This is a genomic window from Microbacterium sp. CFBP9034, from assembly GCF_034045255.1.
In the GTDB taxonomy this organism is placed as follows: domain Bacteria; phylum Actinomycetota; class Actinomycetes; order Actinomycetales; family Microbacteriaceae; genus Microbacterium.
In genome coordinates this window covers 2,289,038-2,302,155 of the sequence record NZ_JAXCWC010000001.1, presented here as the reverse complement: position 1 = coordinate 2,302,155, position 13,118 = coordinate 2,289,038, and the positions used below count along the sequence as shown (strand labels likewise).

The 13,118-nt window shown below is 69.9% G+C and carries 11 protein-coding genes; 9 read left to right on the top strand and 2 right to left on the bottom strand.

Annotation, left to right across the window (positions count from 1 at the left end; all coding sequences use genetic code 11):
• Positions 1-34: 34 nt before the first annotated feature.
• The 4 genes from rpsA (at position 35) to SOM19_RS10605 (ending at position 5,038) form a co-directional block, all read left to right on the top strand.
• Positions 35-1,483: a 30S ribosomal protein S1 gene (rpsA, locus tag SOM19_RS10620; protein WP_320486483.1), complete on the top strand. Its 1,449-nt coding sequence runs from the start codon at positions 35-37 to the stop codon at positions 1,481-1,483.
• Positions 1,484-1,606: 123 nt separating this feature from the next.
• Positions 1,607-2,137 carry a GIY-YIG nuclease family protein gene (locus tag SOM19_RS10615; RefSeq protein ID WP_320486711.1) on the top strand — a complete coding sequence of 177 codons (531 nt, stop codon included), beginning with the start codon at positions 1,607-1,609 and terminating at the stop codon, positions 2,135-2,137.
• Between the two features lie 55 nt (positions 2,138-2,192).
• Positions 2,193-3,875 (top strand): sensor histidine kinase, encoded by a 1,683-nt coding sequence (locus tag SOM19_RS10610; protein WP_320486482.1) that lies wholly within the window; start codon positions 2,193-2,195, stop codon positions 3,873-3,875.
• Positions 3,872-5,038 (top strand): hypothetical protein, encoded by a 1,167-nt coding sequence (locus SOM19_RS10605; RefSeq protein ID WP_320486481.1) that lies wholly within the window; start codon positions 3,872-3,874, stop codon positions 5,036-5,038. Before SOM19_RS10610 ends, SOM19_RS10605 begins: the two co-directional genes overlap by 4 nt.
• A 17-nt stretch (positions 5,039-5,055) precedes the next feature.
• Here the strand turns inward: SOM19_RS10605 and SOM19_RS10600 are convergent, their stop codons facing one another.
• The gene (locus SOM19_RS10600) at positions 5,056-5,898 is read right to left on the bottom strand and encodes a response regulator transcription factor (protein ID WP_320486480.1); all 843 of its coding nucleotides are present in this window, start codon (positions 5,896-5,898) and stop codon (positions 5,056-5,058) included.
• A 367-nt stretch (positions 5,899-6,265) separates the two neighbouring features.
• Between SOM19_RS10600 and coaE the strand changes: the two genes are divergently transcribed.
• The 3 genes from coaE to uvrB all read left to right on the top strand — a co-directional run bounded on the left by coaE (position 6,266) and on the right by uvrB (position 9,695).
• Entirely contained in the window at positions 6,266-6,883 is a 618-nt protein-coding gene (gene coaE / locus SOM19_RS10595) for a dephospho-CoA kinase (protein ID WP_320486479.1), read from the top strand.
• Positions 6,884-6,930: 47 nt separating this feature from the next.
• Complete coding sequence (locus tag SOM19_RS10590; protein ID WP_320486478.1) at positions 6,931-7,551, top strand: hypothetical protein; 621 nt, start codon at positions 6,931-6,933, stop codon at positions 7,549-7,551.
• Positions 7,552-7,613: 62 nt separating this feature from the next.
• The gene (gene uvrB / locus SOM19_RS10585) at positions 7,614-9,695 is read left to right on the top strand and encodes an excinuclease ABC subunit UvrB (protein ID WP_320486477.1); all 2,082 of its coding nucleotides are present in this window, start codon (positions 7,614-7,616) and stop codon (positions 9,693-9,695) included.
• A gap of 62 nt (positions 9,696-9,757) precedes the next feature.
• Here uvrB and SOM19_RS10580 read toward each other — a convergent pair whose 3' ends face one another.
• Positions 9,758-10,012, bottom strand: a complete 255-nt coding sequence (locus SOM19_RS10580; RefSeq protein WP_320486476.1) for a hypothetical protein — start codon at positions 10,010-10,012, stop codon at positions 9,758-9,760.
• 39 nt (positions 10,013-10,051) lie between these two features.
• Here SOM19_RS10580 and SOM19_RS10575 point away from each other — a divergent pair, with 39 nt between their 5' ends.
• Positions 10,052-10,501: a MarR family winged helix-turn-helix transcriptional regulator gene (locus SOM19_RS10575; RefSeq protein ID WP_320486475.1), complete on the top strand. Its 450-nt coding sequence runs from the start codon at positions 10,052-10,054 to the stop codon at positions 10,499-10,501.
• A gap of 160 nt (positions 10,502-10,661) precedes the next feature.
• The gene (locus SOM19_RS10570; protein WP_320486474.1) at positions 10,662-12,995 is read left to right on the top strand and encodes a 5'-nucleotidase C-terminal domain-containing protein; all 2,334 of its coding nucleotides are present in this window, start codon (positions 10,662-10,664) and stop codon (positions 12,993-12,995) included.
• The last annotated feature ends 123 nt before the right edge of the window (positions 12,996-13,118 follow it).

The window sequence follows — 13,118 nt, the reverse complement described above, 5'->3', positions numbered from 1 at the left end:
CCGATACCCCAACCCAACAAGGACAACCCACTACATGACTACCGCAACGGCCGCTCCGGCCACCAAGCAGGTCGCGATCAATGACATCGGATCTGCTGAAGACATCCTCGCGGCGATCGAACTGACGCTCAAGTCGTTCAACGACGGAGACCTCATCGAAGGCACCGTCGTCAAGATCGACCGCGACGAGGTCCTCCTCGATGTCGGCTACAAGACCGAGGGCGTCATCCCCTCGCGCGAGCTCTCCATCAAGCACGACGTCGACCCCAACGAGGTCGTCAAGGTCGGCGACGAGGTCGAAGCTCTTGTCCTCCAGAAGGAGGACAAGGAAGGCCGCCTCATCCTGTCCAAGAAGCGCGCGCAGTACGAGCGTGCGTGGGGCGATGTCGAGAAGATCAAGGAGAACGACGGAGTCGTCACCGGATCGGTCATCGAGGTCGTCAAGGGCGGGCTCATCGTCGACATCGGCCTCCGCGGCTTCCTCCCGGCCTCGCTCATCGAGCTGCGCCGCGTCCGCGACCTCACGCCCTACCTGGGTCAGGAGATCGAGGCCAAGATCCTCGAGCTCGACAAGAACCGCAACAACGTCGTGCTCTCGCGCCGTGCGCTGCTCGAGCAGACGCAGTCGGAGTCGCGCACCACGTTCCTGAACAACCTGCACAAGGGTCAGGTCCGCAAGGGCGTCGTCTCGTCGATCGTCAACTTCGGCGCGTTCGTCGACCTGGGCGGCGTGGACGGCCTCGTGCACGTCTCGGAGCTCTCGTGGAAGCACATCGAGCACGCCTCCGAGGTCGTCGAGGTGGGTCAGGAAGTCACCGTCGAGATCCTCGAGGTCGACCTCGATCGCGAGCGCGTGTCGCTCTCGCTCAAGGCGACGCAGGAGGACCCGTGGCAGGTCTTCGCCCGCACCCACGCCATCGGCCAGGTTGCTCCGGGCAAGGTCACCAAGCTCGTTCCGTTCGGTGCATTCGTGCGCGTCGCGGACGGCATCGAGGGCCTCGTGCACATCTCGGAGCTGTCGGGCAAGCACGTCGAACTCGCCGAGCAGGTCGTGTCGGTCGGCGAAGAGGTCTTCGTCAAGATCATCGACATCGACCTCGAGCGTCGCCGCATCTCGCTCTCGCTCAAGCAGGCGAACGAGTCGGTCGACCCCAACGGCACCGAGTTCGACCCGGCCCTCTACGGCATGGTCACCGAGTACGACGAGAACGGCGAGTACAAGTACCCCGAGGGGTTCGACTCGGTGTCCGGTGTCTGGCTCGAGGGCTTCGACGCCCAGCGCGAGAAGTGGGAGCTCGAGTACGCGGCTGCCCAGGCTCGCTGGGAGCAGCACAAGGCTGCCGTCGCCAAGGCCCTCGAGGCCGAGGCGAACGCGCCGGCCGACACCGGCTCGTCCAGCTTCTCCTCCGAGAGCAGCACCGGCGGCACTCTGGCCGACGACGAGGCGCTCGCGGCTCTGCGCGAGAAGCTCTCCGGTCGTTGATCTGAGCTGAACCGTCTGGTTCGAAAGGGCCGGGACCTTCGGGTTCCGGCCCTTTCGCGTACCCGCCCGCGGCTGTCCGAGCCCGCTCGTAGACTTCGGGGCGTGTCCCGCCGGTGTCTTGTGATGAGCGGATGCCGCGGCCCGGTGCCCGACGATTCGCCCCTCCCGCTCTGCGAGTGGCATCTCGCCGTGGCGTCGGAGTGGGGCGAGCGCCATCACGGCGTCACCGACGTGCTTCCCTCCTCGTGCGTGCTGTGCGGATCGCGCGTCGGCGTGCGCTTCGCGTCCGGCTGGATCTGCGCGGTGTGCGAGTGGCCGCACGGCGACCTCGTCGACGCCGAGCTCCCGCCGCCGCGCGTCGACGTCGTGTACTACCTGCGCTACGACGACAGGGTCAAGATCGGCACGACGGCCAATCCGCGCCAGCGCCTCTCCGCCATCTGGCACGACGAGCTGCTGGCGTTCGAGCGGGGCGACCGCACGGTCGAGCGTCGCCGGCACGAGCAGTTCGCGGCCGACCGGTTCCCGCGAACGGAGTGGTTCCGCCCCTCCTCGGCCCTGATGGCGCATGTCGCCGGGCTGAGGGCCGGAGTCGACGACCCGTGGCTGCTTCACGCCCGCTGGGTGAGCGAGGCCGTCGCCCGGGCCGGCTGAGCCCGGCGTCGCGCGCCCCGCGCGCGAGCGTCGCGGCATCCGTTACCGTCACGGTATGGTCGGCGATTCGCAGGACGATCCGCGCCACCACGCGCGCGGTTCCTCCGAGCGCGCTCGTGCGGCGTGGCTGCGCGGCGACTTCGTCGATCGCACGCGCGAGCGGACCGCCACGCTCAACCAGCTCCTGCTGGCGTCGGTCGTGTTCGTCCTGGGGGTGCTGGTGGCGATCGGACCCTTCACCGGGAACGCGGCGGTCTTCTTCATGGGCGTCGTCATCGTGGTGATCGTCACGGGCGCCACCTTCGTCATCCCGTGGAATCGACTGCCGTACGGCTGGGTCGCGGTGGTTCCGGCCATCGACATCGCCGCCGTCACGCTCATGCAGCTCGCCGCACCGCGCACGGCGATGGGGCTGCTCTGGATCTTCCCGACGACGTGGCTGGCAGCCGGATTCGGGCTCCTGGGGCTGTTCGCGGTCATCGTGGCCATCGCGGGGATCATCAGCGTGCTCACGGTCGTCAGCGCCCAGCAGGTGACCTACACCACCTTCCTGCTGCCGCTTGTGCTGTTCGCGGTCGCGGCGACCAGTCACCTGACCGCGCGCCGCTCGGATGCCCAGCGCACTCTGCTCGCCAAGCAGGCCCAGCTTCTCCGCCGGGTGCTGGAGGGTTCGCGGCGCGAGGAGCAGATGGTCACCGAGGTGCTCGACGCCGTCGACTTCGGAGTCATCCGCATCGACGCCGACGGGCGCGTCGCGGTGACGAACGAGGCGCACGGCCGACTGCAGCAGGCGATCAGGGCCCAGGAGAACGACGACGTCCCCGCCTTCCGCGACGACGGCGACACGCGGCTCCCCGCCGACGAGCTGCCGGTCGAGCGGGCGCTCCGCGGCGAGGCGTTCGACGGCCAGGTGGTGTGGTTCGGCGAGGAGCCCGGACCACGGCAGGCGCTGAGCGTCACGGCGCGGCGACTCATCGATCCCGACGGCGAGGACGCCGGGGCCGTGGTCATCTCGCGCGACGTGACGGCCGAGCTCGACGCGCTGCGTGCCCGCGACGAGCTGGTCGCGTCCGTGTCGCACGAGCTGCGGACTCCGCTCACCTCGATCCTCGGCTATCTCGACCTGGCGATCGAGGACCCGGCGATCCCCGACCACGTCCGGGCGAACCTCGACATCGCCGAACGCAATGCCGAGCGACTGCTCCGGATCGTCGCCGACATCCTGGCCGCGTCGAGCTCGTCGTCGTCGTCCGTCGAGGCGACGATGGCACCTCAGTCCGTCGATGCGCGCGAGGTCGTGCGTGCGGCGGGGGAGGCGCTCACCCCTCGCGCGGCGAGTCGGGCGGTGACGATCGACACGACGGGCCTCGAACCGGCGACGGCGTGGGCGGATCCGGTGCGCCTGCGACAGGTGGTGGACAACCTCGTCGCGAACGCGATCTCGTACAACAGGGACGGCGGCACCGTCTTCCTGGGCACGACCACCGACGGCGCATCCACGTGGATCCTGGTGCGCGACACCGGCGTCGGGATCAGCGAGGCCGACCGGGCCCGGCTCTTCCAGCGGTTCTACAAGGCGGGTGCCGAACGACGCGCCGGAACCGGACTCGGCCTCGCCATCACCCGCGACATCGTGCGCGCCCACGGCGGCGAGATCGGCCTGCACAGCTCACCCGGGGTGGGGTCGACCTTCATCGTCAAACTCCCCGCGACCGCTCCCGAAGGGACCACCGCATGATCCTCGACCTCGCGAGCGTGCACGTCATGACTGCTCTCGTCGTGAACGTCAGCGGCATCCTGTTCATCGTCGAGACGATGCTGCGGCGCGACGAGGGGGCAGGTCGCGTGTGGGCGCTCGGCTTCCTGGCCGCGATGCTGACGACGCTCGCGTACATGGTCTGGGCGCAGTCTCCGGAGTCGTGGTGGGCCGTTGCCGTCGGCAACGCCTCGTTCGTCGCCGGCACCGGCTGCATGTGGCTCGGATGCCGTCGGTTCAACAGGCACCGGATGGGCTGGCCGTCGGCGCTCGTCGTGGCCGGCGTGCTCGGGGCGGGCGCCGCCGTGGTGGTCGCCGGGCCCCGCGGGGGCGACTGGGCGGGCGCCCTGTGGATGTTCGTGCCACTGATGCTCTTCGCCGGCGCCGGCGCGGTGGAATGCGTCCGCGGTGCCCTTCGCGACTCGCGTACGGCGTGGGTGCTCGCGGCGGTGCTGGGCTTCCAGTCGCTCTTCTACGTCTCCCGTACCACGGCTTTCGTGATCGCCGGGCCCGAGAGCGCGCTCTTCCAGAACGCCTTCGGCACGATCCCGACGAGCTTCCTCACCGTCATCCTCACCATCGTCGCGGTGGTGGTGACCTCGGTGCTGCGCGCCTCGCGCGCGCCCATGCGCGGCTACCTGCGGCACCCGGGCGCGGCCCCGTCCGACGACGGTGTCCTCGCGCACGACGTGTTCGACTCGGCGCTCACGGAGCTGGGTCGCCGCGCCTCATGGCGATCGGAGATCGTCGGTGTCATCGCCGTCCGCATCGACGACCTCGAGCAGATCTCGACGGCGTTCGGCAGCGAGGTCGCCCGATCCGTCACGGACGCCTGGCGCACCGCCGTGCGGCGCTACGCCCCCTCCGACGCCCTCGTCGCCGAGGACGGACCGACGGGGCTCCTCATCGCAGCGATCGTCGATTCGCCGGAACAGGCGAGGAGACAGGCGGGTGCCATCTACCGCGGGCTCTTCGACGCGCTGGGCAAGGTCGGCGGGGGAGTGATCCCCGTGGTCGGCGTCGGGGTCGCGCTCAGCGACACGTCTGGCTACGACGCCGGCGCGCTCCAGCGGGTGGCCCGCGAGGCGGCGAGCACGGCGGCGGCGAGCGTCGAGACGTCGGTGCTGATGGGCGACGCCCCGTAGGGCATCCCGACCGTCGCTCAGGGAGCGGTCAGCCGGTACCCGACGCCGCGCACCGTTTCGATCCAGCGCGGGCTGGACGGCGACTCGCCGAGCTTGCGGCGGAGGTTCGCGACGTGCACCTCGATGGCGCGCGCGTCGCTGTCGCTGACGAACTCCGCACCGGTGAACTGCTCGCCCCGCAGCATGAGGGCGAGGTCGGACTTGCCGCGGACCCGGCGCCCGGCGGCCAGCAGGTCGCCGAGGATGTCGAACTCGCTGCGCGTCAGCTCGAGGTCGATGCCGTCGATGGTGACGATGCGCATCTCGGGATTCAGCCGCAGTCCCTGGTGCTCGAGCCACACGGCGGACGAATCGGATGCCGCGACCGCGGTCGTGGCCGCCGCGATGTGGTGGCGCGGCCGCCGCAGCATGGCGTCGATCCGCGCCCGCAGCTCGCGCGGCCGGAACGGCTTCGCGACATAGTCGTCGGCGCCGGCCTCGAGTCCCTGCAGGGCGTCGATCTCCTCGGTGCGCGCGCTCAGCATGACGATGTAGGTGCCGCTCACGGCGCGGATGCGCTTGGCGGTCTCGAACCCGTCCATGCCGGGCATGTTCACGTCGAGCGTGGTGACGAGCGGCTGGTGCTCGCGCACCAGATCGAGGCCGTCCTGCCCGTTGGCGGCGCCGTGCACCTGGAAGCCGGCCTGGGCCAGCACGGTCGACAGCAGGGATCGGATGTCTTCCTCATCCTCGATCACGACCGCTACGCGTAGTTCTTCCACCGATGCACCTTCCGGCGACGGCGAATCGATCGCCGGCTCCTGGACGTCCGTCAGGATATCCCAGAACGCGGTCTGAAACAGGCGCTCGGTGTCGGCCATCAGCGGATGCTCTCGCGGCGACGCGCCGGGAGGTGCCGGGCGGCGCGGCCCGCCCCCGTGCTGTGGCGCGAGGTGGCGATCCCCCCCAGGACCGCCACCTCACCGCACCGAAGCCGGACCGCGCCGCTTGTGCGGTGCGAGCGGGTAGATGGGTGCAGGTCCGACGTCACAGCGTCACGCCGTCGCTTCACATCCCATCCTCCCCAGAGACCGCTCGCGCGGGTCCGTCATCTATCGGGTTGAGTCGACGCTAACGCCGGGCCCTCAGGCCGCCCTCAACGCCGCCTCAGGACCCGCCAAGGTTCGGCGCCGACGGCCGCGGCCTCGTGAGCGCCCGGCGGGGCACCGGGCGTGGCATCCTCGATGCATGCCACTCGTCGCCCTCACCGGAGGCATCGCCTCGGGGAAGTCCACGATCGCCCGTCGCCTCGCAGAGCACGGAGCCGTCATCGTCGATGCCGACCAGATCGTGCGCGACGTGCAGCAGCCCGGCTCCGCCGTCCTCGACGGGATCGCTGCCGCGTTCGGGACCGCGATGCTGCGCCCCGACGGCTCGCTGGACCGCGCCGCACTGGGCGCGCGGGTGTTCGGCGAACCCGAGGCGGTGGCGGAGCTCAATGCGCTGGTCCACCCGGCGGTTCGCGCGGAGTCGGCGCGGCGCTTCGCGGCCGCGTTCGCCGCCGACGTGCAGGCGGTGGTGGTCTATGACGTGCCGCTGCTGGTGGAGGCGCGCGTCGACGACCCGTGGGAGCTCATCGTGGTGGCCCATGCGCCTGCCGACGTGCGCCGGGGGCGGCTCGTGGCCCTGCGCGGCATGAGCGATGGCGACGCCGCGGCGCGCATCGCCTCGCAGGTCCCCGACGAGGCGCGCCTCGCGATCGCCGACGTCGTCATCGACACGGCGGGGACGATCGAGGACACCCTGCGGCAGACGGATGAGCTGTGGGCATCGCTTCCCGAGCGGATCGCAGCGAGGGGCGCCTAGCCCGCCGAACTCGTCGCGAGTAATCTGTGCGGTGGGGGAGGTGGACCATGGGAGTGCTCTCGATCTTCGGAAGGCGCAGGCGCCGCTCCGAGCAGGTCACCGACGAGGAGCGCATCGCGCGGTACGTGTATCTCCTCAACACGCTGCCCGCCGCCGTGATCGAGCGGGCGCACGCGGCCGCCTTCCGCGACCTCCCGGTCGAGGAACGTCGTGAGCTGTTCGAGCAGCTGCGTCCCTTCATGTCCGATGAAGAGCGCGCGGCGCCCGCGGACGACCCGACCGTGCTCGCCGCCCTCGTGCGGCGGGCTGAGGGCCGCCGCAGCCTGCGTGCCGATGCCGGCGGGGGAGACGGCGGCGATCCCCGCGATGCCGTGGACAGCCGCACGCTCCTGCTGACCAGCGGCGTCGCCGTCGTCGTCGCGCAGAACTTCCTGACCTCCGCCGCGGTGATGACCTACTTCACGGCAGGCGCGGGATCGCTAGGCCTCGCGGGGCAGCCGGCGTGGATCGGGGACTCGTTCGATCCCGGCGCGGGCGGGTACAGCGGCATCGACGGCGGAGGAGGCGACTACGGCGGTGGCGGAGGCTACGACGGCGGCGGCTTCGGCGGCGGGTTCGACGGCGGCGGGTTCGGCGGAGGAGGAGACGGCGGCGGCGGCTTCGGCTGAGCACCCGCCGTGATGTCCTGAGCGCCAGCCCTGATGTCGTCGGCCCCGCCTACGCTTGAAGGGTGCAGCCCACGCGATCCGTACGTCCCTTCGAGGTCATCAGCGAGTTCGAGCCGTCCGGAGACCAGCCGCAGGCGATCGCCGACCTCGCCGCCCGCATCAACGCGGGCGAAACCGACGTCGTGCTGCTCGGCGCTACCGGAACGGGCAAGTCCGCGACTACGGCGTGGCTCGTCGAAGCCGTGCAGCGCCCGACGCTCGTCCTCGCGCACAACAAGACCCTCGCGGCCCAGCTCGCCAACGAGTTCCGCGAGCTCATGCCCAACAACGCGGTCGAGTACTTCGTCAGCTACTACGACTACTACCAGCCCGAGGCGTACGTCCCGCAGACCGACACCTTCATCGAGAAGGACTCGTCGATCAACGCCGAGGTCGAGCGTCTCCGCCACTCCACGACGAACTCGCTGCTGAGCCGGCGCGACGTGGTCGTGGTGAGCACCGTGTCGTGCATCTACGGTCTCGGCGCCCCCGAGGAGTACATGCGCGCGATGGTGGCGCTCCAGGTGGGCGAGACCTACGACCGCGACGCGCTCATCCGCAAGTTCATCGCGATGCAGTACAACCGCAACGACGTCGACTTCTCGCGCGGCAACTTCCGGGTGCGCGGCGACACCATCGAGATCATCCCCGTGTACGAGGAGTTCGCGATCCGCATCGAGCTGTTCGGCGACGAGATCGAGGCGCTGTACATGCTGCACCCGCTCACCGGCGACGTCGTGCAGCGGCTCGACGCCGTGCCGATCTTCCCGGCGTCGCACTACGTCGCGGGCACCGAGACGGTGCACCGGGCCATCGGCACGATCGAGGAGGAGCTCGGCGGCCGGCTGAAAGAGCTCGAGTCGCAGAACAAGCTCCTCGAGGCGCAGCGGCTGCGCATGCGCACGACCTTCGACCTCGAGATGCTGCAGCAGCTCGGCTTCTGCTCGGGCATTGAGAACTACTCGCGTCATCTCGACGGTCGCTCGCCCGGAGAACCGCCGCACACGCTGCTCGACTTCTTCCCCGACGACTTCCTCATGGTGATCGACGAGTCCCACGTCACCGTCCCGCAGATCGGGGCGATGTACGAGGGAGATGCCTCGCGCAAGCGCACCCTCGTCGAGCACGGCTTCCGGCTGCCCAGTGCACTCGACAACCGGCCGCTGCGATTCGACGAGTTCAAGAACCGCATCGGCCAGACGGTCTACCTGTCGGCGACGCCGGGTCGGTACGAGATGGGCATCGCCGACGGCGTCGTGGAGCAGATCATCCGCCCGACGGGTCTCATCGACCCGCAGATCATCGTCAAGCCGTCCAAGGGCCAGATCGACGACCTGCTCGAGGAGATCCGGCTGCGCGCGGGCCGCGACGAGCGCGTGCTCGTCACGACGCTCACCAAGAAGATGGCCGAGGAGCTCACCGACTTCCTGGGGGAGCACGGCGTGCGCGTGCGCTACCTGCACTCCGATGTCGACACCCTTCGTCGGGTCGAGCTGCTCAGCGAGCTCCGCGCCGGCGTCTACGACGTGCTCGTCGGGATCAACCTGCTGCGTGAAGGTCTCGACCTTCCCGAGGTCTCCCTCGTGTCGATCCTCGACGCCGACAAGGAGGGGTTCCTCCGCAGTGGCACGTCTCTCATCCAGACGATCGGTCGCGCGGCCCGCAACGTGTCGGGCGAGGTCCACATGTACGCCGACAAGGTGACGGATTCGATGGCCAAGGCGATCGAGGAGACCGATCGGCGCCGTGAGAAGCAGGTCGCCTACAACACCGCCAACGGCATCGATCCGCAGCCGCTGCGCAAACGGATCGCCGACATCACCGAGGTGCTGGCGCGCGAGGCCTCCGACACGAACGCGATGCTCTCGCGCAAGGACTCCGCGCGGCTCAAGTCCGGCAAGGGCAAGTCGCCCACCCCGCAGCTGCGGCGCGTGGGCATCGCCGCCGAGGGCGCCGAGCAGCTCGAGGCGACGATCGGCGACCTCAGCAGCCAGATGCTCGCGGCCGCCGGAGAGCTGAAGTTCGAGCTCGCCGCGCGGCTCCGCGACGAGGTCCAGGACCTCAAGAAGGAGCTGCGCGCCATGGAGCGCGCCGGTCACGCCTGATCAGGCGCCGGTGACGCCCGATCCGGCCGCGTCTGCCATCTCTGATCCAGGGGCGTCCGGACTCACGGGCAGTGCATGAGCGGCTTCGGACCCGAGCGGTCGAAGGTGTGCTGCGTGAGGGGCTTACCGCAGAGCGGACATGCCTGCTCGGCGCGCTCGGCCGCCGTGGGCGCAGGCTCCGTCTCGTAGGGACCGACCGCCGCAGGGCCGGCTGCGCGGATCAGCGTGGCGTTGATCCACGCGTACCAGCCTCCGGCTTCGCGGACGCGAACCCGCAGGGGCGGGCGGGCGGGGGAGGAGGCATCCTGATCGGGCATGATCATTAGTGTACTAACGATTCGCGATAGGATCCGTGCGTGACCGATTCCGCCTCACTCAGCGAAGATCTGCTGGCCCTCGACAATCAGGTGTGCTTCGCTCTCGTGACCGCGGCGCGCAACGTGGTGTCGATCTATCGCCCGATCCTCGAGCCGCTCGGTCTCACGCACCCGCAGTACCTCGTGATGCTCGCGCTGTGGGAGCGGTCGCCCCGCTCGCTGCGTGATCTGTCGGACGAGCTCGCACTCGAACCGGCCACCCTCTCGCCGCTCCTGAAGCGCCTGGACGCCCAGGATCTGGTCACCCGATCCCGCCGCGAGAACGACGAGCGCGTGCTCGATGTGAAGCTCACCCCGGCGGGGGAGCGGCTCCGTGAGCGGGCTCTCGAGGTGCCGCCCCAGGTGATGGAGAGCGTCGGGACGGATGCCGCGGCACTGCTCGCGCTGCGCGACGCGCTGGCTCCGTTCGCCGGGCGTCGCCGGCCCTGATGGCGCCCCGGTCACGGGCCTGTATCGAGACAGTGAACTCTTTCTCATTCCCCTATGTGCATCGGGTTCGCGATCCTAGGCTCGGAGACGGCGTGTCCGTCGCGGTGAACCCGCGTGTCAGCGCGCCGGCAGCTCCCGACCCAGCAAGAGGAACCCATACATGCGCATCAGGTCACATCCCGACCGTTCCACCCCCCGGCGGCTGATCGCGGTCGTCACCGCGGGCGCGCTCGCGCTCGGCGGCGCGGCCTTCGTCGCCGCCCCGGCACGGGCCGCCGACGAGCCCGTCGAGATCAACCTCGTCACCGTCAACGACTTCCATGGTCGGATCGAGGCGTCCTCGCCCCCGGCCATCCCCGGAGTGCTGGGCGGCGTGGCCGCGCTGGCACAGGCGGTGAATCAGATTCGGACGGCGAACCCGAACACCGTGTTCGCCGCGGCCGGCGACCTCATCGGGGCGTCGACGTTCACGTCGTTCATCCAGGAGGACGTCCCCACCATCGAGGGCCTCAACGCTGCCGGACTCGAGGTCAGCGCCGCAGGAAACCACGAGTTCGACAAGGGCTGGGACGACCTCCGGGGCCGCGTGCAGGATCTCGCCGACTGGGAGTACATCGCGGCCAACGTCTACGAGCAGTCGACGGGCACCCCGGCCCTCGCCGAGTCGTGGGTCAAGGAGATGGACGGCATCAAGGTCGGCTTCATCGGCGCGGTCACCGAGGAGCTCCCGGCGCTCGTGAGCCCCGCGGGCATCGAGGGTCTCGAGGTCCGAGACATCGTCGACAGCGTCAACGCCGTCGCCGACACGCTCACCGACGGTGTGGCCACCACCGACAACCTCGAGGCCGACGTGCTCGTGCTCCTCATCCACGAGGGCGCCGGCAACACCTCGGAGGCAGCGGCGACCGATGCCTCGACTCCCTTCGGCTGGATCGTGAACAACGTCACTCCCAAGGTCAACGCGATCGTCTCGGGGCACACCCACCTGGCCTACAACCACGAGGTCGCCTACGCCGGCGACACCGGACTGCGTCCGGTCATCTCGTCCGGTCAGTACGGCGAGAAGTTCAGCAACATGGTCATCAAGGTCGATCCCGCCACCAAGCAGGTGCTGTCGATGGACAACGCGACGATCGACATGTGGTGGGACCACGACGCCAACCCCGCGACCGCCACGGTTCCGCGGTACACCGTGCCGGCCGATGACCCGATCGCGGCCCTGGTCGCGCAGGCCAAGGCGACGGCGGACATCGAGGGTGCGGTCCCGCTCGGCACCATCACGGGCGATCTCAACCGCGCCAAGCAGGCCAGCGGGGCCGAGAACCGCGGCGGCGAGTCGACGCTCGGCAACTTCGTCGCCGACGCGCAGCTGTGGTCGGCGAAGCGGACGGATGCCGACACCCAGATCGCCTTCATGAACCCGGGAGGTCTGCGCGCGGACATGACGGTGAGCCCCGACGGCATCCTGACCTACAAGGAGGCCGCCGAGGTCCAGTCGTTCGCGAACACGCTCGTCACGATGGACCTGACCGGCGACCAGATCCGAGCCGTGCTGGAGCAGCAGTGGCAGCCCGCGACCGCCTCGCGCCCGTTCCTGAAGCTCGGGCTCTCGGAGGGCTTCGAGTACGTCTACGACCCGGCGGCGCCGGCCGGCTCGCGGATCCTCGGCATGACGCTCGACGGCCTGGACATCGACCCGCTGGGGTCGTACCGGGTCGTCGCGAACTCGTTCCTGGCGTCCGGGGGCGACAACTTCTTCGCGCTCGGCCAGGGCACGGACAAGCGCGACACCGGCCAGGTCGACCTCGAGTCGATGGTCGCCTACATGGCCGAGATCAAGGTCGCGGCCCCGGACTACGCGCAGCGCTCGATCGGAGTGACGCTGCCCGCGGCAGGTGCTTCGGGCTATGAGGTCGGCAGCACGTTCGACGTCGCCCTCTCGTCGCTCGACTTCAGCACGACCGAGCCGCGGGTGCAGACCGTCGACGTCGCGCTCGGCGGTGAGGCTGCCGGATCCGGTGCGGTCAGTCCGTCGATCCCCGCCGCTCATGCCGACGGCAGCGGCACGGCCACCGTCGCCGTGACGGTCCCGGAGGGGATCACCGGCGACGCGCCGTCCGGAACGCCGGTCGTGGTGCCGCTCACCGTGACGACGACCCAGGGCACCGAGATCGAGATTCCGGTCACCGTGTTCGACCGTGCCGACAGCGTGACCATCGGCTTCCCCAACAAGCTGATCGCCAAGGCCAAGGCGGCGATCCAGTTCCGCACGATCGTCCTGGCCGAGGACGGCGTTCCCGTCACGGGCGAGATCACGATCTACGACGGCGGCAAGGCGATCGCCACGGCGACCCTCGACCCCGAGGATGGCGGCACCGTCAAGGTCAAGCTGCCGGCCCTCTCCAAGGGCGTGCACAAGCTGTCGGTCTCCTACGCCGGGAGCGACACGGTGAGCCCGTCCAAGAGCCCCACCGTGCCGGTGCTCGTCTGGTGATCGCACCGACCAGCTGACGGCGAGCGGATGCCGCGGGGCCACGTGCCCCGCGGCATCCGTCGTCGTCACGGCCCGTCGCAGACGTCCGCCGGCCGCGAACCCCGAGCCCATGTCCGAGGCCCC